The 18085-nt window shown below is 63.0% G+C and carries 15 protein-coding genes; 7 read left to right on the top strand and 8 right to left on the bottom strand.

Annotated elements, in window-relative coordinates; translation table 11 throughout:
- Window positions 1–9: 9 nt before the first annotated feature.
- Window positions 10–915 (top strand): LysR substrate-binding domain-containing protein, encoded by a 906-nt coding sequence (locus SB765_RS00770; RefSeq protein ID WP_410930782.1) that lies wholly within the window; start codon window positions 10–12, stop codon window positions 913–915.
- A gap of 8 nt (window positions 916–923) precedes the next feature.
- Here the strand turns inward: SB765_RS00770 and SB765_RS00765 are convergent, their stop codons facing one another.
- The 3 genes from SB765_RS00765 to SB765_RS00755 all read right to left on the bottom strand — a co-directional run bounded on the left by SB765_RS00765 (window position 924) and on the right by SB765_RS00755 (window position 4116).
- Window positions 924–1559, bottom strand: coding sequence for a dTMP kinase (locus SB765_RS00765; protein ID WP_410930781.1), 636 nt, complete (start codon window positions 1557–1559; stop codon window positions 924–926).
- Window positions 1560–1635: 76 nt separating this feature from the next.
- Complete coding sequence (locus tag SB765_RS00760; protein WP_410930780.1) at window positions 1636–2739, bottom strand: P1 family peptidase; 1104 nt, start codon at window positions 2737–2739, stop codon at window positions 1636–1638.
- Window positions 2740–2751: 12 nt separating this feature from the next.
- Complete coding sequence (locus tag SB765_RS00755) at window positions 2752–4116, bottom strand: APC family permease (protein ID WP_410930779.1); 1365 nt, start codon at window positions 4114–4116, stop codon at window positions 2752–2754.
- A gap of 194 nt (window positions 4117–4310) precedes the next feature.
- Here SB765_RS00755 and SB765_RS00750 point away from each other — a divergent pair, with 194 nt between their 5' ends.
- Window positions 4311–5102, top strand: a complete 792-nt coding sequence (locus SB765_RS00750) for a response regulator transcription factor (protein ID WP_410930778.1) — start codon at window positions 4311–4313, stop codon at window positions 5100–5102.
- Window positions 5103–5202: 100 nt separating this feature from the next.
- Window positions 5203–7743 (top strand): HWE histidine kinase domain-containing protein, encoded by a 2541-nt coding sequence (locus SB765_RS00745; RefSeq protein WP_410930777.1) that lies wholly within the window; start codon window positions 5203–5205, stop codon window positions 7741–7743.
- 65 nt (window positions 7744–7808) lie between these two features.
- On the opposite strand, the gene SB765_RS00740 is transcribed toward SB765_RS00745, so the two are convergent.
- The gene (locus SB765_RS00740; protein ID WP_410930776.1) at window positions 7809–9452 is read right to left on the bottom strand and encodes an acetolactate synthase large subunit; all 1644 of its coding nucleotides are present in this window, start codon (window positions 9450–9452) and stop codon (window positions 7809–7811) included.
- Between the two features lie 169 nt (window positions 9453–9621).
- Between SB765_RS00740 and SB765_RS00735 the strand changes: the two genes are divergently transcribed.
- Window positions 9622–10503, top strand: coding sequence for a LysR family transcriptional regulator (locus SB765_RS00735; RefSeq protein ID WP_410931050.1), 882 nt, complete (start codon window positions 9622–9624; stop codon window positions 10501–10503).
- Window positions 10504–10641: 138 nt separating this feature from the next.
- Here the strand turns inward: SB765_RS00735 and SB765_RS00730 are convergent, their stop codons facing one another.
- Complete coding sequence (locus SB765_RS00730; protein WP_410930775.1) at window positions 10642–11292, bottom strand: alpha/beta hydrolase; 651 nt, start codon at window positions 11290–11292, stop codon at window positions 10642–10644.
- 37 nt (window positions 11293–11329) lie between these two features.
- Window positions 11330–12454: an MFS transporter gene (locus SB765_RS00725; RefSeq protein WP_243055441.1), complete on the bottom strand. Its 1125-nt coding sequence runs from the start codon at window positions 12452–12454 to the stop codon at window positions 11330–11332.
- A 360-nt stretch (window positions 12455–12814) separates the two neighbouring features.
- On the opposite strand from SB765_RS00725, the gene SB765_RS00720 reads away from it, so the two are divergent.
- From SB765_RS00720 to SB765_RS00710, 3 genes are all read left to right on the top strand, one after another.
- A complete protein-coding gene (locus SB765_RS00720; RefSeq protein ID WP_410930774.1) occupies window positions 12815–13999 on the top strand; it encodes an MFS transporter in 1185 nt (394 codons plus the stop codon).
- A 116-nt stretch (window positions 14000–14115) separates the two neighbouring features.
- Window positions 14116–14967, top strand: a complete 852-nt coding sequence (locus SB765_RS00715) for a LysR family transcriptional regulator (protein ID WP_410930773.1) — start codon at window positions 14116–14118, stop codon at window positions 14965–14967.
- A 96-nt stretch (window positions 14968–15063) separates the two neighbouring features.
- Entirely contained in the window at window positions 15064–16059 is a 996-nt protein-coding gene (locus SB765_RS00710; protein WP_341795625.1) for an aldo/keto reductase, read from the top strand.
- Here the strand turns inward: SB765_RS00710 and SB765_RS00705 are convergent.
- A complete protein-coding gene (locus tag SB765_RS00705) occupies window positions 16052–17317 on the bottom strand; it encodes an ATP-binding protein (RefSeq protein ID WP_410930772.1) in 1266 nt (421 codons plus the stop codon). The genes SB765_RS00710 and SB765_RS00705 overlap by 8 nt on opposite strands.
- Complete coding sequence (locus tag SB765_RS00700; protein WP_410912705.1) at window positions 17314–18006, bottom strand: response regulator; 693 nt, start codon at window positions 18004–18006, stop codon at window positions 17314–17316. Before SB765_RS00700 ends, SB765_RS00705 begins: the two co-directional genes overlap by 4 nt.
- Window positions 18007–18085 lie beyond the last annotated feature (79 nt).

The raw sequence follows: 18085 nt of genomic DNA, 5'->3' as shown, positions 1-18085 counted from the left end.
TTTTTGACAATGATGCTCGACCTCAATCGCGTTGCCAGCTTTGTCGCCGTTGCAGATAGCGGCAGCTTTACCAAGGCTGCGCAGTTGCTGGGCCAGTCCAAGGCGCGGATCAGCTTCAATGTACGGCGTCTGGAAGCTGAACTGGGCGCCAGCCTGCTGGCCCGTAACACCCGCCGCACCGTGCTGACCGATTGCGGTGAACGGTTTCTGGTTGAAGCGCGTCAGCTGCTTGACCAGATGGAGCGCGCAACAGCCAGCGTGCAACAGTCATCCACGGGGCTTGGCGGGCGGTTACGCATCACCAGTACCTCCGCCTTTGCACAGCGTGCAGTGCTGCCGGTGCTGGCAGACATGGCAGAGGCTCATCCCGATCTGTCGATCGAGCACGTAGCGTCATCGCACCTCTGTGACCTGGTTGCTGAACGCTTCGACGTCGCAATACGGCTAGGCGAGTTGGCGGACTCCGATTACAAGGCCGCCAGGATTGGCGACTATGCCTTGCAGCTGGTCGCCAGCCCGGCGTATCTGCTACGGCACCCGGTTGGCTCGACAGAGGCGCTGGTCAACGTGCACTGGCTGGCTCATACGCACCTGAGCGATGCGCCCTGGCGCTTCTTCAACTCACAGTCCATGACCGAAAGCTGCCAGTTCGTGCGCCCGTCCCGCTTTCAGGCAGATAGCGCAGAGGCGTTGCTGGACATGGCCTTGCGCGGGCTCGGGGTTGCGCTTCTGCCAAGCTGGTTGGTAGACGACGCCATCGCGAAGGGTAAGCTCAGCGCCGTCCTTGACCCACAACACTTTGCACGGCAACCCATTCATGCGTTGTACCGCAACAGCATGTATGTACCTGCTGCAACACGCGTTTTCATTGACAAGCTGGCAGCCCGATGGGCCCTTGAGGACACCGGGCTGTAACAGCCATATCACGTTGCTGGCACAGCTCGCATGCGTGCAAGCACGCCCTGAATCTCCCCAACCACCTGCCGGGTTGCCTCGTCGATCGTCCCTTCATTGCGGCACAGCACCCAGCCGTGCGCTGCAACAGCACGCTCGAACGCCTCGGTACAGGCCACCTGTTCATCCAGGTTGTGGATCACCGTACTGCCCAGCCCACGCGTACGCGCTGCGGCCCGTGCCCATGAGGTTTCAGCGGCTGTGACAACCCCGACATGCAAATCCGGTACTTGCACGTTTCGTTCGAGATTCAGGCGCAAGATCTGGTCGAACGGCACCGTGCGGCGAAACGCAGCGTCAGAGGGGTACCAGCGATCAATCAAAATGATGCTGTCAGCTGGCTGCCTGGGCAGCACATGCCGGGAAATCCAGGCGCGGCTCTCTGCAAAGCGCTCGCACACCTTGAACTCCAGGTCCCGGCATGGGCTTCTGGCAAGCTGGTTGACCAGGGCCATGGTCTCGCCCCGGCAAGGGTCGTTCTTTCTTTCACAAAGGCGGATCACCTTGTTCCCGTCCAGCCGCAAGGCTTGAGTGACGGCCTCCAGCAGCGTGGTCTTGCCGGTACCCTTGGGCCCATCAATGGAAACAAACAGCGGGCGGTTCATCGTTCAATACCAGTTGGCTCAGGCGCGGGATGAGACCATTGATCGTGGCTTGTCTTCAAGCGATTCTCTTTCTACGTCAACCCTGAGCCTTCCAACCCACTTGCTCAAGGGCCGCCAGCAACCGCTTACCGTCCAGGCCCGGCACCTCTCGCCCATCCTCTGCCTGCATGGTCCTGCCTGCCAGGATCGCGTTGACAATAGCCTCTTCCACCGCCTCGGCTGCCGCCGCGAACAGCGGCGATATATGGTCGTTGTTGACCATCGCCACTTGCGCTGTCCTCGGCAGATCGCGGCGATTGTAGTCGGCAGGCGCCAGCCCGGTATTCCCCGTCGAGAATGCCAGGAAGATATCGCCACTGGAGTCATCGGTGCCGCCGCCCGTGCGGGCAATACCCAGCGCAGCACGTTGGGCCAGCCGTTGGCACTGATGCGGCAGCAACGGTGCATCAGTGGCCAGTACCACCACGATCGAGCCCATGCCAGGAGTGTCCTGCTGATCAAATGGCGAGGGCAAATCGAGCAACACCCGCCCTACGGGATAGCCATCCACCCGCAGCTCGCGACGCTGGCCATGGTTGGCCTGGACAAAGGCACCCACCGTCCAGCTACCCTGCTCTGCCGGCAATACCCGCGACGCAGTACCAATCCCGCCTTTGAATTCATGGCAGATCATGCCGGTACCACCGCCTACCGCACCTTCGGTAACAGGCCCGCCACGGGCCGCCCCCAGCGCTTGCTGAACCAGTTCCGCATTCACATGCTGCCCCCAGATGTCGTTCAGCACGCCGTCGTAGGTCTCCATCACCACCGGCATGCACCAGTAGGTCGACGCGTCCGCCAGGGTCGCATGCTCATGGGCGATGAGTGCATCGCGCACAACGCCGACGCTGTGCGTGTTGGTGGTGGCAATGGCTGTCGTCAACAGGCCCGCCTCACGAATCCACTCCAGGCCTGTGGCGTCGCCATTGCCATTGAGCACGTGGCAGCCGGCAAAGCACGGTTGATGGCGCGCCGGGCCTTCGCGGGGCTCGATGACACTGACACCGGTGCGTACAGGCTTGCCGTTATGGTGCTTGTCCAGGGTGGCGTGGCCAACCCGTACACCCGGCACATCGGTAATAGCGTTGTGGGGGCCAGGCCGACCAAGGCCCAGCGTGATACCGAAATCGCGTGCTCGCATCTTGTCTCTCGCTCAAAGTTTCTGGAAGGCCGGGCTCAACTTGCCATACGTGCCGTACAGCAACACAGAGGTAAGCAGAATGCCAAGAATGATGAAAATGTCCCGGGCTGAAGCCGTACTCAACAGGGTCGTCAACAGGTACCCGGCCCCGGTCACCGCAACCAAGGCCGGCAGTGGCCACAGTGGCATCCGGTAAGGGTGCTCACGGTCGCGGCGCAGCACGCGGCTGAACAGCGCGCACAGCCCGACTACCAGGTACACGCACAGGATCAGCAGCACGGTGAAGGACGTGAGCTCCGACAGGTTGGAACTGAACGTCAAGGCAGCGGAAGGCACGGCGAGGAACAGCGTGGCCAGCCATGGCGACTCCCACTTGGGGTGAATGCGGGTGAAGGCGCGGTTCAGGGTCGGCATCCACAACGCATCCCGCCCGCTGCTGTAGATCACCCGCCCACTCTGGATGACCAGGGCAATGATGGCATTGAACACCGAAAGGAAAATCCCGGCGCTGACCAGGCGCGAGAGTGTTTCGTTACCATGGGCCGTCAGCAGGTAGCCGATAGGGTCCGGGCTGGCCAGCATTGCCTCAAGCGAGGGTGCACCCACCAGCAGCGCAACCAGCGGGATCACTTCGATGGCCAGCACCAGCACCAGTGACCACAAAACTGCCTTGGCAATACCACGCCCGCCACATTTCATGTCTTCGGCCAGCAACACGGCGCCGCCATAACCGTTGAAAGAGAACAGCGCAGTGCCCACCGCACCAATCACCAGCGCCCAGGGCGCCGCGTGCAGTATCCCGTTATCGAGTACCAGCGGGCTGACAAGGCTGCTGACCGGTTGCTGGGCGTGGCCAAAGCCCAACACCACGATCACCATCAGTGCCGCCACCTCAAGAAACAGGCAAATGCCGGTGACCCACGCGTTGAGCTTGATGTTGAGGATGCCAAGCAAATAGCCCAGTGCCACGATCACCAAGGCCACCGTCTGCCCGTCAAGCTGGGTGCCGAGCGCTGCATTCAGGTAAGTGGCTGCCCCCGTGGCCAAGACCGGTGGAATGAACACCAGCATCGCCAGCACGGTAAGGAAAGTGGCGTAACCTGCCATCCCGCCAAATACCCGCTTGGCAAACACGTATTCACCCCCTGCCGCACTGTGCGCGCGGCCCAGTTCGGCATAGCAAAGCGCAAACATCAGCGCCAGCACACCACCGAGCACGAAGGCCCAAATCACACCTGTACCTGCCTGGGCGATAGCAAAGGGCGCAATGACGAAGACGGAGCTTGCGGGTGTGACCGAAGACACGGTGATGGCGACTACATCTGCGACGCTCAGCGTCGGTTTAAGTTTTGGGGTGGGTGCACTACAGGACGTCATTTGTTCATCCTCACGTTGTTGTTAGTGTCAGAGGCAGAACCAGTAAGCGAAACGTGGCGAGCTCGACGGCCCGCTTGATAGATATGAAATCTATGCGGCGCCACCCGCCAGGACAATTCCCACTAAGGGGTACCCCCGGTTGACAGCTGAGGCAAAGCGGGTGCCAATGCGCTACTTCTTTCAAGGACGCTGTCGTGGAAATTCTCTTTCATGTGGTTGCCGGCCACACCGCGCTGGCCAGAACGATCGAGCAGATTGGCAGCCCGCGCTTCTGGCGTCAGCTGATCCTGGTGCTGAGGCATTGGGTGCCGTTCGACAACGCGCTGGCGATGCACTTCCCTCCCCAAGGCGCCCCACAAGTGTTGGAGGAATACGATGCAGCGCCAGCGCCCGCAGCGGGTGAGCTGTACCTCGACGGGTTGTATCTGCTCGACCCCTTCTACCAGGCCGCCCGCGAAGGCTTGGCCAGTGGTTGCTACCACCTGGAAGAAGTGGCGCCAGACCATTTCTGGCAAACGGATTATTACCAGAACTACTTTCAGGACCATGTGCTGGTCGACGAAGTCCAGTTCCTGTTGCAGCTGCCCGATGGGGTATTGTCGCTGTCACTGGGCATGCGCCGCGCTTTCGACGCAACAGAGCTGGGCAAGCTCAACCTGATCAGTGCCTGGGTGCTGGCGCTGCTTGGGCAGCACTGGGCGCGTAGTGGCGTGCCGGTGCCCGTGCAGGCACCGGTTGGCGATGCGTTGGCCAGGTTTGCCCAAGGCCTGTTGTCCGAGCGGGAGCTGGAAATCGCCCGCCTTATCCTGCGCGGCTACTCGTCGAAAGCGATGGCGCAACGGCTGGGTATCTCGCCAGAAACCATAAAGGTGCACCGGCGCCACCTGTACGCGAAGCTGAACATCTCGTCTCACCCCGAATTGTTTTCGATGTTCATACGGGAGCTGGGGTTCGCAGATGAACGGGGGGAGACCCCATCAGCCTGAAAAGGCAACCACCCGGCAATGCCCAAGGCGGACAATGCCTGCTAGGCTGACGATGGCGGCCGTCCTGGCAGCCTACTCTTTACCCTTAGGCACGGGCCAAATGACCTTCGACCCACAAGTAAACCTGACCAACTGCGACCGCGAACCCATCCAGATCCCTGGCAGCATCCAGCCCCACGGCTGCCTGCTGGCCTGTGATGCATCCGCGACAGTGGTCCTGCGCCATTCGGTCAACGCTCCGCATATGCTGGGCCTGGCGGGCGATATCAACGGCCAGAAGCTGCACGCGGTGCTAGGGGACGAGGTAGCCCATGCCCTGCGCAACGCGCTGGCCCGTACCCGCGAAGCCTCGCGTCCTGCACTCAGCTTCAGCGTGATGCTGCCCAACGGCCAGGCCTTCGATATCGCCGCCCACCTGTTCAAAGGTACGGCCATCCTGGAGTTCGAACCGGCCGGCGCCAGCATCGCCGAGCCCATCGAGCTGGCCCGTACCCTGATTGCGCAGCTGCGCGAAATCGACCAGACCGGCAAATTGTTCCGCGACGCTGCCCGCTTTGTCCGGGCCGTACTGGGCTACGACCGGGTGATGATCTACCAGCTCGGCGCAGACGGTGCCGGCAAGGTGGTCGCCGAAGCCAAACGTGGCGACCTTGAAAGCTTCATGGGCCAGTACTTCCCCGCCTCCGACATCCCGCAGCAGGCCCGAGCGCTTTACCTGCGCAACCCGATCCGGGTGATTTCCGACGCCCAGTTCAAAACGGTCGCCATCGAGCCGGTCCTTGACCCGTCAGGCGAACCGCTCGACCTGTCCTACGCGCACCTGCGCAGCGTGTCGCCGGTCCATTGCGAGTACCTGTGCAACATGGGCGTGGGCGCCTCCATGTCGATATCGGTCATCGTCAACGGCGAGCTATGGGGGTTGATCGCCTGCCACCACTACGCACCGCGTACTCTGGCCATGGGGCAGCGGGTGGCCGCCGAAATGTTCGGCGAGTTCTTCGCGTTGCATATCGAGACCCTGCGCAGCCGGCAAAAACTCGAAGCCGCCGTACGGGTTCACAAAGCACTGGACACCATCGTGCGCAATGCCAACCAGTCAGCGGACATCGATGGGTTCTTCCACTCACGCCTGCCGCGGCTGATGTCGCTGATCCCCTGCGATGGCATCGGCATGTCGTTGCAAGGCCGCTGGGCATCGGCCGGGCTGGCAGTGCCCAAAGCTGCCGTGCCCGACCTGTTGCGCCTGGCGGATATGGTCACCGATGGCCGCATCTGGGCGTCCAACCGCCTGTCGATGGTGCTTCCCTCTGCCCAGGCGTACTTCAGCGACGTATCCGGCGTGCTGATCATACCGATGTCGCAACAGCCGAGGGATTACCTGATCTTCTTTCGCAAGGAGGTCATCGAGACGCTCGACTGGGCCGGGGACCCGAACAAAACTTACGACAGCGGCGCGCTGGGCGATCGCCTGACGCCGCGCAAAAGCTTTGCCATCTGGAAAGAAACCGTTCACCAGCAGTCGCTGCCCTGGACCGAACAGGACCGCCAATTTGGCGATGCCATCCGCACCGCCATCGTCGAAGTGGTGCTGCACAACAGCGAGCTGCTGGCCAGCGAGCGCTCGAAGGCTGAAGTGCGCCAGCGCATCCTTAACGAGGAGCTCAATCACAGGGTCAAGAACATCCTGTCACTGATTGGTGCGCTGGTTGCCCACCCGACCTCCGAGAGCCAGACCCTCCAGGACTATGTGGCCACCCTCAAAGGACGTATCCAGGCATTGTCACTGGCCCACGACCAAGTGGTGCGTGGGGATGGTGGCGGCCGCCTGGCAATGCTGCTGGAGGCCGAGCTTTCACCCTATCGCACTGCTGCCGGCGTGATCGAGTTGCAGGGCCCGAACGTCATCCTCGACGCGCGCGCCTACTCGGTGATGGCCCTGGTGCTCCACGAGCTTGCCACCAATGCGGCCAAGTATGGTGCACTGTCGCGGGCCGGCGGCAAGCTTGCGGTGAGCTGGGCGATCGACGCCGCCAGCGCCTGCGTCATCAGCTGGCGTGAAAGTGGCGGGCCAACGGTACGCCCGCCCAGCCGCACTGGCTTTGGCTCGGTACTGATCGACCGCAGTATCCCGTTCGACCTGGGCGGCACCAGCACGGTGGAATATTACCCCAAAGGCCTGCAAGGCGTTTTCAGGATCCCTGACAAGCACCTGACCGTCGCTGACACCTTCGAGCCAGCCATCCCGGCCTCGGTCCTGGCCCGCGTAGGCGATACCTTTGCAACACGGGCGGGCTTGTGCGTGCTGATCCTCGAAGACCAGTTGGTGATTGCAGTCGGCTTGGAGCAGATTCTCAACGATGCTCAAATCAAAGACGTGATCACCGCCAACTCCGAAGCCGAGGCAATGCAATTGCTCGCCCGCCGCACACCGGACGTTGCGATACTGGATGTCAACCTGGGCACCGGCACATCCATTTCCGTGGCCGATGAACTGGTACGCCGTCAGGTTCCATTCCTGTTTGCCACAGGCTACGGCGATGGCATCAGCATTCCCGAGCACTTGAAGGGCGTCCCCGTAGCGCGCAAGCCTTACGACGCCAACAGCATCCTGGCCAGCCTGCGGGGCCTGCTGGATCGCTGAAAGGCGATACCAGGCCGCTCCTCAGGGAAAGGCGCCAGCCTTGCGCTGGCGCCGTACCTCAGGGCTTACACCGCCAGCGCGCGCTCACGCAGCTCGCTGTTGAGGATGCGGTCGTTCTCGCTGTAATCGACCGGGCAGTCGATAACATGCACGCCTGGGGTCTTGATGCAGTGTTCCAGCAGCGGCAGCAGGCCTTCGGCGCTTTCCACACGGTGACCATTGGCACCGTAGGCTTCGGCGTATTTGACGAAGTCCGGGTTGCCGTAGTCCAGGCCGAAATCGGTGAAGCCCATGTTGGCCTGCTTCCAGCGGATCATGCCGTAGCCATCGTCACGCAGGATCACCACGGTGATGTGCATGCCCAGGCGTACAGCGGTTTCCAGCTCCTGGCTGTTCATCATGAACCCGCCGTCGCCGCACACCGAGATCACCGGGCGGTCCGGGTGCACCAGGTGCGCGGCCATGGCCGATGGCAGGCCGGCGCCCATGGTGGCCAGGGCGTTGTCCAGCAGCACGGTGTTCGGCTTGTGCGCCTTGTAGTTACGGGCGAACCAGATCTTGTAGATGCCGTTGTCCAAGGCAACGATGCCTTCGGACGGCAGAACGCGACGGATGTCCGCAACCATGCGCTGCGGGTAGACCGGGAAGCGGTTGTCGTCAGCGCCTTCGGCGATCTGCGCTTCGTTGGCTTCACGGATGGCCATCAGGCGGGTGAAGTCCCAGTGCGACGTGTCGTTCAGCGCTTCGCTGATCTGCCACACGGCGTTAGCGATGTCGCCGATCACTTCCACCTGCGGGAAGTACACCGCATCGACTTCGGCAGAGCGGAAGTTGATGTGGATGACTTCGGTGCCGCCACGGACCATGAAGAATGGCGGCTTCTCGATCACGTCGTGGCCGATGTTGATGATCAGGTCGGCCGCTTCGACGGCGCGGTGCACGAAGTCACCCGACGACAGCGCAGCGTTGCCGAGGAAACGCGGGTGGCGCTCATCGACCACACCTTTACCCATCTGGGTGGTGATGAACGGGATGCCGGTCTTGTCGATCAGTTGCTTGAGGACCTTGGCGGTCATCTTGCGGTTGGCGCCAGCGCCGATCACCAGAATCGGGTTACGGGCGGTCTTCAGCTTCTCGACTGCAGCTTCGATGGCCACGTGTTCGGCCAACGGACGGCGGTGCAGGCTGCGCGGGATCGGCAGTGCGTCGGTCTGCTCGGCGGCGATGTCTTCCGGCAGTTCCAGGTGTACCGCACCCGGCTTTTCTTCTTCAGCCAGGCGGAAGGCTTCGCGCATGCGGGCCGGGATGTTGTCGGCCGAGGCGAACTGGTGGGTGTACTTGGTGATGGGGTCCATCATGCCGCACACGTCAATGATCTGGAAGCGGCCCTGCTTGGACTTCTTGATCGGCTTCTGCCCGGTGATCATCATCATCGGCATGCCGCCCAGGTAGGCGTAGGCGCTGGCGGTAACCAGGTTGGTGGCGCCAGGGCCGAGGGTGGACAGGCTGACGCCAGTCTTGCCGGTCAGTCGGCCGTAGGTGGCAGCCATGAAACCTGCAGACTGCTCGTGACGGGTCAGTACCAGCTTGATCTTCGACTTGCGCAGGGATTCGAGCAGGTCGAGGTTTTCCTCACCAGGAATGCCGAACACATACTCGACACCTTCGTTTTCCAGACATTGCACAACGACATCGGCGGCCTTGGCCATTTGGGGTACTACCTCAAAATCTTTGTGGGATTGCAGCATTATTACGCTGCGTGACTGAGATATTGCAGGATGTCTCAGTGGCGCGCATCGTAGGCCCTCTGGTTAATAATAATAAATATATTGTTATGATGCTTAGCATCACAGTTCGTTATGAATGGTAGAACACCTAATGAACCTCAAGGCATTGCGCTGCTGCGTCGAGATCGTGCGCCAAGGCAGCTTCACCAAGGCTGCCCAGCATTTGCACATCGCCCAGCCTGCGCTAAGCATGGCCGTAACCCGTCTGGAAGAAGAACTGGGCGTGACCCTGTTCAACCGCACCACGCGCAAAGTCATCCTTACCGCCGAGGGCGAACAGTTCCTGCCACGCATTGCGTCGGCGCTGCGCGAGATGGATGTTGCCCGACAAGAGCTGCGCGACATGGCCTACCTGAAACGCGGTGAAGTGCGCCTGGGCATCCCGCCCATGTTCGGCCTGCACTATGTACCGGGATTGATGAACGCCTTCCGCCAGCTGTTTCCAGGCATTGCCATGACCGTGTTCGAAGGCAGTGCCGAGGACATTGGCCATCGCCTGGAACAACGGGAAATCGACCTGGCATTGCTGGAGTCCAGGCGCGTGCCCCCCGACAAGGAATCGATCCTGCTGGGCAGTGACGAGATGCTGGCGTGCATGCACCCGGACCACCCTTATGCCGGCAAAGCCTTTCTCACGGCGCAAGACCTGCGCAATACCGACATGGTCGTGTTCGACCGCACGTTCGTTCAACGTCACCTTCTGGACGCGTTCTTCGCCGAGCATGGCATTACTTACCAGGTGGCGTTGCAGAGCAACTTCGTCTCGCTGGTGGTGCAGGCCGCGCTGGACAACATGGGCGTGGCGACCCTGCTGCGCTCGGTCCAGCAGCGCACGCCGGGCATCGTCGGGGTGCCGTTCCGGCCCGCGCAGCAGATGAGCTTCAGATTGTGCTGGCGCTCCGGGGAATACCTGTCGCTGGCCAGCAAGCGGTTCATCGACTTTGCTGCGCAGACGCATTACCTGGAGCGGTGAGGCTAGCCTGCTCCGGCCCTTTCGCGGCTAAAGCCGCTCCCACAGGTACGGCGCATGCCTTGAAGCCAGTGCGATCAATTTGGGAGCGGCTTCAGCCGCGAACACCGGCAACGCCGGTGCCAGACCACCGCAGCCGTTCTAGGGTAGTGCGGTTTTCAACGCCAGATGGACGATCACCTGCTCAGCCGCCCGCCCCAGGCAGCCCTTGAAAAAGTGGTTGGCACCTGCATAAACCGACACCGCCCGTTGCCCCGGGCCTGCCCATTGCAACAGGTTGGCCAGCGGCGCCATTTCATCCTGTTCGCCATGCAGCAGCAGGCAATCCGCAGGCACCGGCAATGGCTCGTAATAGCGCCCGCCCGGTACATCACCCACCGGCAGCCCCAGCAACGCCACTGCCTGCAACTGCCCTTCAAGCGCACAGGCCACACGGGCGAACACATAGGCACCAAAAGAAAACCCTACCAAGGCTATTGGCAGCTCCGGCAACTCCCGGCTGAAGTGACGGATGACCGCGATGCAGTCTTGCGCTTCGCCGATGCCCTCGTCGTGCGCGCCTTGTGTCTGCCCTACCCCACGAAAACTCGGCCGCACCACCTGCCAACCGGCTGCGCACAGCTGCCGCGCCAGGGTCAGCGGCACAATATGGCGCGGGCTCCCGCCCAGCAGCGGTTGTGGGTGACTGACCAGCACCACCCCCTTTGGCGGCCCGGCCGGGTGGTCGATCAGCAGTTCGATCTGGCCGGCCGGTCCATCGATAAGCAACTGGTTACGTAATGCATCCGACATCTTTATCGTCCTTGCTAGCCAAATGAGTAGCGCCTGATCACGCCGTTTGCCGCGGCAGGCCATGCATCACCAGCAACACCAGCACGACACTGGTCAATGCCAGCGCCGACAGCGTTGCCAGTACCCCCGTCGCGCCGAAGTGCTGGAACAGGTAGCCACCCACCAAAGGCGTCAGTGCCTGGCCAACCAACGAGGGGCGCGACATCTTGCCCATCAGCGCAACATACTGGGCTGGCGGCATCAGGGCCAGCGGCAGCAGCCCCCTGACAATGGCGCGCAGGCCATTGCCACAGCCATACAGCAGCAGGCCCAGCGCGGTCACGCCGGGCGCCACGGCCACCAGCGTCAGGCCGACGGCGACCAGCACCGATGACACCAGTGCAGTCCAGATCGGGTGGCGCTTGCCGGCGATGATCTGCAGCACCCGCGATGCCACCTGGCTCGGCCCGAGCAAGGCACTCAGGCCAATGGCAGCCGCCAGCGAATGCCCCTGGCCCTGCAGTACTGCGACCAGCTGCACCGAAACGGCAGTCATGATGATCGCGCCAATGGCAAAGATTGCAGTCAGCAGCCAATAGAGGCGGCGGTCCACAGGCAGATTGCTCGTCGCCGTCACGCCCTGGGCCTTGTGTGCGGGCTGGCCTGCCGGCAACACCCAGAGGTACAACGGCGCCACGGCAACGATCAGCACCAGCGCATAAGCCGTACACGCCGTGCGCCAGCCCAGTTGCTCGATGGCCAGGGCCACCACCGGCCAGGTGATGGTGGTGGCAAACCCCGAAATCAGGGTGATACCGGTAATCGCCCGCCCTGCCCGTTCCGCATACAAGGCACCGAGGGTGGCGAACAGCGCTTCATACAGCCCCATTGCCATCCCCGCGCCAATGATCACCCAGGCCAGCAGGAACACCAGCAGGCTGTGGCAGTTGGCAACCACCAGCAAGCCCAGCCCTACTACCACACCGCTGGCGGCCAGTTGCGAGCGCCCGCCATAACGCGCCACCAGGCGGCTGGACAGCGGCGCCAGCAGCGCCGAAACCATCAGGCCCAGCGACAGCGCCCCATACACCCAGCCGCTGTCCCAGCCAGTCTCGCGCAGGATTGGCTTGCCCATCACCGCCAGCAGGAAGAACGAACCACCCCACACCAGGATTTGCAGCAGGCCCAGCCAGAAAATGCCCAAAGGCCCGGGAAAACGTACGCCAGCATTCACTAAAGCAACCTTATCGACCAAGCGGGCCGGATGTCGGCGCACGCAGGCGGCAGTCTAAAAGAGCAGGCGTACGGCTTGCCATAACATCCCGGCATTTCAGTTATGCGCTCGCTGTTGTGTGCCGGAAATCCAAGTAGAGTACTTTTGTACTCCACCCGGTAGCCCAGTGATGAAACCGTCGAGCGGCCATTCAAGACCGCACGCAGAAAGGGCCAAAAGCCCCAAGCCGGTCAGCTTCCTCGACGTTGCCGGCAAATATTGACTATGATCCCGCCTTGAACGTTTCAGCATGTTTCAAAAGGGATACAGATGTCAGTCCAGGAAATACCCCCTCTCCCCACTAAAGGCACCGTCGCGAAGATGGAGGCCGCCATGGCGCTGGGCAGCTTTGCCATCGGCACCGGCGAATTCGCCATCATGGGCCTGATGCCCGACATCGCCAGCAACCTGCAATTGAGCGAGCCCCAGGTGGGCCATGCCATCAGTGCCTACGCACTGGGGGTGATGGTTGGCGCCCCGACGCTAGCGATCCTGGGCGCCCGGCTGCTGCGCAAGCACATGCTGTTGCTGCTGATGGCACTGTACGCCCTTGGCAATCTGGCGACCGCCTTCGCCCCCTCGTTCAGCAGCCTGGTTGCCTTCCGCTTCATCAGCGGCCTGCCGCACGGCGCGTACTTCGGCATTGCCGCAGTGGTGGCATCGAGCATGGTGGCCAAGGACCAGCGGGCGGGTGCGGTTGCCCGGGTGATGATGGGCCTGACCTTGGCCATGCTGCTCGGCAACCCGGTGGCAACCTACCTGGGCCAGTTTTTCGGCTGGCGTTCGGCGTTCGTGCTGGTTGGCGCCATCGCGCTGTGCACCATCGCCCTGGTGTGGCGCTTTGTGCCGCAGCGCCACGACGAAGTGCGCAGCGACCCACGCAAGGAATTGCAAGCCTTCACGCTGCCGCAGGTGTGGATGGCGCTGGCCATCGCCTCGATCGGCTTCGCCGGCATGTTCACGGTGTTCAGCTACCTGGCGCCGACCATGCTGCAAGTGACCCAGGTATCGCCACAGTGGATTCCGTTCGGCCTGGCGGCGTTCGGGGTGGGCGGCATCGTCGGCAACATTGCCGGCGGTAAACTGTTCGACCGCCTGCAGTTCCGCGCCGTGGGGCTGGTGCTGGTGTGGTCGATCGCAGTGCTGCTGTACTTCACCTTCGCCGCCCAGGCGCTGTGGAGCCTGCTGTTGGGTATCGGCCTGGTGGGGACCATGATTGCCCTGGCCGCGCCGCTACAGATCCGCCTGATGGACATTGCCCATGAAGCGCCGAGCCTGGCTGCAGCGTCCAACCATGCCGCATTCAACCTGGCGAATGCTCTGGGGCCATGGTTGGGTGGCATGGCGATTACTGCGGGCATGGGCTGGACCAGTACTGGCTATATCGGCGCCGCGACTGCGCTGGTTGGCCTGGGCATCTATCTGATGGCGCGACGGATGAAAGGCGGCCACTGAGGCCAGCCATGTGGGGCTGCAGCGCAGCCCCAAAATCTCCAACCCGCCGCAATCCACAGTGCCCCCCAGAAAACGCTACCCTACCCCCTTCCGCACAAGCCACTGCCGAGCCCTTCATGTTCGATTGGGAAGACCTGCGTCATTTCTCTGCCTTCACCTCGGCCGGTTCGCTGTCCGCCGCCGCCAAGGCACTGGGCGTCGACCACGCCACCGTGGCCCGGCGCATCGCTTCGCTCGAAGCCTCGCTCAAGCTCAAGCTGGTCGACCGGCGTCCCCGCGCCTATGTGCTCACCGACGAAGGCCGACGCGTTGCCGAACTTGCCGAGCAAATGACCCTGTCCTCCTTCGCCCTTGAACATTTCGCCAGCGCCGGCCAACAGGCGGTAGAAGGCGAAGTGGTGCTGTCGGCACCACCGGCACTGCTCGGCAGCATCGTCGCCCGGCGCCTGGGCGAGCTGTACCAGCGCTACCCACAGTTGCGCCTGAAGCTGGTGGGCAGCAAATCAAAGGCATCCTTGGCCCGCCGCGAAGCCGACATCAGCATCGCCCTGGCCAGGCCCACAGAACCGACCTTGGTGGTCAGCCTGCTGGGGCACCTGCACTACCGGCTGTACGCCTCGGCCAGCTACCTGGCCAGCGCGGCGGCCTGGCGCTACATCGGCTACGACGAGTCCCAGGCCAGTTCCCCACAGCAACAATGGCTGAACCGGCAAGCCGGCCAGCAGCCCTTTGCGCTGCACAGCAATGACCTGCGCATCCAGGCTCAAGCCTGTGCCGGCGGCATCGGAATCGCCTGCCTGCCCGCGTTCATGGCGCACGAGCACGGCCTGAAAGAAGCCGGCAGCCCCGAGCAGACCATGAGCATCGAAATCTGGCTGGCAGTGCATGAGGACGTGCGCGCCACCCCACGGATCAAGGCAGTTACCGACTTCCTCCAGCAACAGGTGCGGCCACTGCTGCGCTTGTGAATTTTTGCGGACTGGACCTGCATCAATATGGAATTTTCGCGCAAGGCTGCCCGCGTTAGGCTAACTCCATCACTAACGCCCTTGAAGGAGACGACGATGCAATACGTAAAGCTGGGTAACACCGGGCTGGACATCTCCAGGTTGTGCCTGGGCTGCATGACCTTCGGCGAACCCGACGCCGGCACTCATCCCTGGACCTTGGGCGAAGACGCCAGCCGCCCCATCATTCGCCATGCCGTCGAGCAAGGCATCAACTTCTTCGACACCGCCAACAGCTATTCGGCCGGCACTTCGGAAATCATCCTCGGCAAACTGCTTAAGGAGTTCACCCGTCGCGAAGAAACCGTGATCGCCACCAAGGTGTTCTTCCCGGCCAACATGTGGGAAGGCGCCAGCCGGCCCAATGAACAAGGCCTGTCGCGCAAGGCGATCATGGCCAACATCGACGCCAGCCTTACCCGCCTGGGCACCGACTACGTCGACCTTTACCAGATCCACCGCTGGGACTACCACACCCCCATCGAGGAGACCATGGAAGCCCTGCACGACGTGGTCAGGGCCGGCAAGGCGCGTTACATCGGTGCATCGTCGATGTACGCCTGGCAGTTCGCCAAGGCACAGCAGGTGGCGGCCAGTAACGGTTGGAGCCGTTTCGTGTCGATGCAGAACTACCTCAACCTGATCTACCGCGAAGAAGAACGCGAAATGATCCCGCTGTGCCTGGACCAGGGGGTCGGCCTGATGCCCTGGAGCCCGATGGCCCGCGGGCGCCTGACACGGCCGCACGGGCAGCAGACCGCACGCACGCGCAGCGATGTATCCGGCCAGTCGTTCTATGAAAAGACCGAGGTGGAAGACGGCCGGGTGATCGACGTGGTCGAGCAGATCGCCGGCGAACGGGGCGTGCCGATGGCCCAGGTTGCGCTGGCCTGGGTACTGGGTAAGGCCGGCGTCAGCGCCCCTATCGTCGGCGCCTCGAAGCCCGCCCACCTGGACGATGCACTGGGCGCGTTGTCACTGCAGCTGAGCGAGGCCGAGGTGGCGCGCTTGCAGGCCCCTTACGTCCCCCATGCGGTAACCGGCTTCAAGTAGGGCGGGCTTGCGGCAGCTCGATGCGCACCCGCAGCCCGCCGCTGGTTGCGGCCAGCGCGGTGATGCAGCCGCCATGCAGGGCGATGGCCCGCTGGGCAATCGCCAGGCCCAGGCCAAAGCCATCGTCGCTGCTGTCGGTACCTCGGTCGAACGGCTCGAAGATGCGCTTCAGCCGCGCCGGGTCTACGCCCGGACCGTGGTCGCTGACACTGACCTGGAACCATTGCCCGCCCGGTGCCAGCGCAGCCTGCACCAACACTTCCGTGCCGGCGGCGGTGTAGCGCACGGCGTTGCGGATGATGTTCTCGAACGCCCGGTACAGCAACTCTTCATGCCCATGGATAAGAAACGCGCCTTGGGCTTGCAGGGACACCTGGCACTGCTTCATGCCTGCCTCGAAACGGGCGTCTTCAACGATCTGCGCCAGCAGGTCTACCACATCCACACTGGCAAAGTCGCTGTCGCCCTGCCGAGCCTGGGCGCGGGCCAAGGTCAGTAGCTGCTCGATCAGGTCGTCCATGCGCCGTGACTCGCGCTCCACCCGCTCCAGCATGTCATGTCGGTCGGGTTGCTGACGCATCAGGCCGATGGCGGCATGCATGCGGGTCAGCGGTGAACGCAGTTCGTGGGAAATATCGTGCAGCAGGTTCTGCTGCGCCTGCACCAGGGCCTTTAGCTGGCCGGCCATGCGGTCGCAGTCCTCGGCCAGTTCGACAATCTCGTCGCGCCGCTTGCCCAGCCTGGGCTTCACGCGCACATCGAACCTACCCTGGGCCACCTGGGCCATGGCTTCGCGCAGCCAGGCCAACGGGCGAGTCAGGTAAAGGCTGCACAGGAAGGCAAACAGCGCACTCATCAGCGTGCCGGTGAACAGCGGGCCCATGCCCCGCGGGCGCGGCGGTTCGCCAAGCACCGTGGCCACCGACGCACGCAGCACCAGCGGGCGACCCTCGCGGTCGCTCAACGCCTGCTCGAAACGCGACACCGGCACCGCCCTGCCCGCCAGCAGTTGGCCTTTACTGTCATAAAGGCCCACTTGCACATCCGGCGGCTGCGGTGACACCTCCAGCAGTTGCCGGCCTGCCTGCTCACCGTAACGCTGCAGTAGCTGCAGTTCGGTGGCCAGCAGCGAACGCAGCGCCGGGGTATCGCCGCGCCAGTCATTGAACATGAAGGCACCCGCACCCACCAGGAAAGTCAGGCAGTTGGCCAGCCAGAACGCCAGGAACAGCTTCCAGAACAGGCGCCGGCGCATCATTCGACTATCAGCATGTAGCCCATGCCACGCACGCTCTGGATCCAGCTGCTGCCGTCGGCGCGCGGGCCGAGCTTTTGCCGGATGCTGCTGACGTGCACGTCGATGCGCCGGTCATAACGGGTTAACGGCCGACCCAAGGCATTGAGTGACAGGTCCTGCTTGCTGACCAGCTGGCCAGCCTGGCGGGCCAACGCTTCGAGCAGGCTGAACTCCGAGCCGGTCAGCTCCAGCGTGGCTTCGCCCCAGTGCGCTTCACGGCGGCCCGGCCACATTTTCAATGCGCCCGTGCGCACGTGTTCGGGCGCACTGCCCTCGCCCGTCGGGTGCGGCTGCACCCGGCGCAATATCGCCCGCAGGCGTGCCACCAGTTCACCCGGGGAACTGGGCTTGGGTACGTAGTCATCGGCGCCCAGCTCAAGGCCGGCAATACGGTCGATATTGTCGCCACGCGCGGTCAGCAGCAGCACCGGCACCTGGCTGCGCGCACGCACGCGCCGCAGCACTTCGATGCCAGAGATACCCGGCAGCATCACATCCAGCACAACCACCTGGAAGTGACCGGACAACGCCTGGGTCTCGCCCTCTTCACCCGTATTCACGGCAGTGGTCTGAAAGCCTTCGCGCGCCAGGTACAAAGAGAGCATTTCAGTCAGTTCGCGGTCGTCGTCGACCAGCAGCACAGGGATCATCGGGGCCAGACATCGCAATTGCAGGGGCTGTAATGATCGCCCCCCAGGCCGGCACTGTCACCGCCGGCCGGTCGGACTT

Origin of the sequence: Pseudomonas sp. SIMBA_067 (assembly GCF_046534675.1) — a bacterium.
In the GTDB taxonomy this organism is placed as follows: domain Bacteria; phylum Pseudomonadota; class Gammaproteobacteria; order Pseudomonadales; family Pseudomonadaceae; genus Aquipseudomonas; species Aquipseudomonas putida.
This window is presented reverse-complemented; position numbering and strand designations above follow the sequence as displayed.

Coding starts and splice junctions, on each gene's coding strand:
- SB765_RS00705 (WP_410930772.1), bottom strand. CDS start 17,317: ATGATGCGCCGGCGCCTGTTCTGGAAGCTGTTCCTGGCGTTCTGGCTG.
- SB765_RS00755 (WP_410930779.1), bottom strand. CDS start 4,116: ATGACGTCCTGTAGTGCACCCACCCCAAAACTTAAACCGACGCTGAGC.
- SB765_RS00730 (WP_410930775.1), bottom strand. CDS start 11,292: ATGTCGGATGCATTACGTAACCAGTTGCTTATCGATGGACCGGCCGGC.
- SB765_RS00720 (WP_410930774.1), top strand. CDS start 12,815: ATGTCAGTCCAGGAAATACCCCCTCTCCCCACTAAAGGCACCGTCGCG.
- SB765_RS00710 (WP_341795625.1), top strand. CDS start 15,064: ATGCAATACGTAAAGCTGGGTAACACCGGGCTGGACATCTCCAGGTTG.
- SB765_RS00735 (WP_410931050.1), top strand. CDS start 9,622: ATGAACCTCAAGGCATTGCGCTGCTGCGTCGAGATCGTGCGCCAAGGC.
- SB765_RS00700 (WP_410912705.1), bottom strand. CDS start 18,006: ATGATCCCTGTGCTGCTGGTCGACGACGACCGCGAACTGACTGAAATG.
- SB765_RS00740 (WP_410930776.1), bottom strand. CDS start 9,452: ATGGCCAAGGCCGCCGATGTCGTTGTGCAATGTCTGGAAAACGAAGGT.
- SB765_RS00770 (WP_410930782.1), top strand. CDS start 10: ATGATGCTCGACCTCAATCGCGTTGCCAGCTTTGTCGCCGTTGCAGAT.
- SB765_RS00765 (WP_410930781.1), bottom strand. CDS start 1,559: ATGAACCGCCCGCTGTTTGTTTCCATTGATGGGCCCAAGGGTACCGGC.
- SB765_RS00760 (WP_410930780.1), bottom strand. CDS start 2,739: ATGCGAGCACGCGATTTCGGTATCACGCTGGGCCTTGGTCGGCCTGGC.
- SB765_RS00715 (WP_410930773.1), top strand. CDS start 14,116: ATGTTCGATTGGGAAGACCTGCGTCATTTCTCTGCCTTCACCTCGGCC.
- SB765_RS00745 (WP_410930777.1), top strand. CDS start 5,203: ATGACCTTCGACCCACAAGTAAACCTGACCAACTGCGACCGCGAACCC.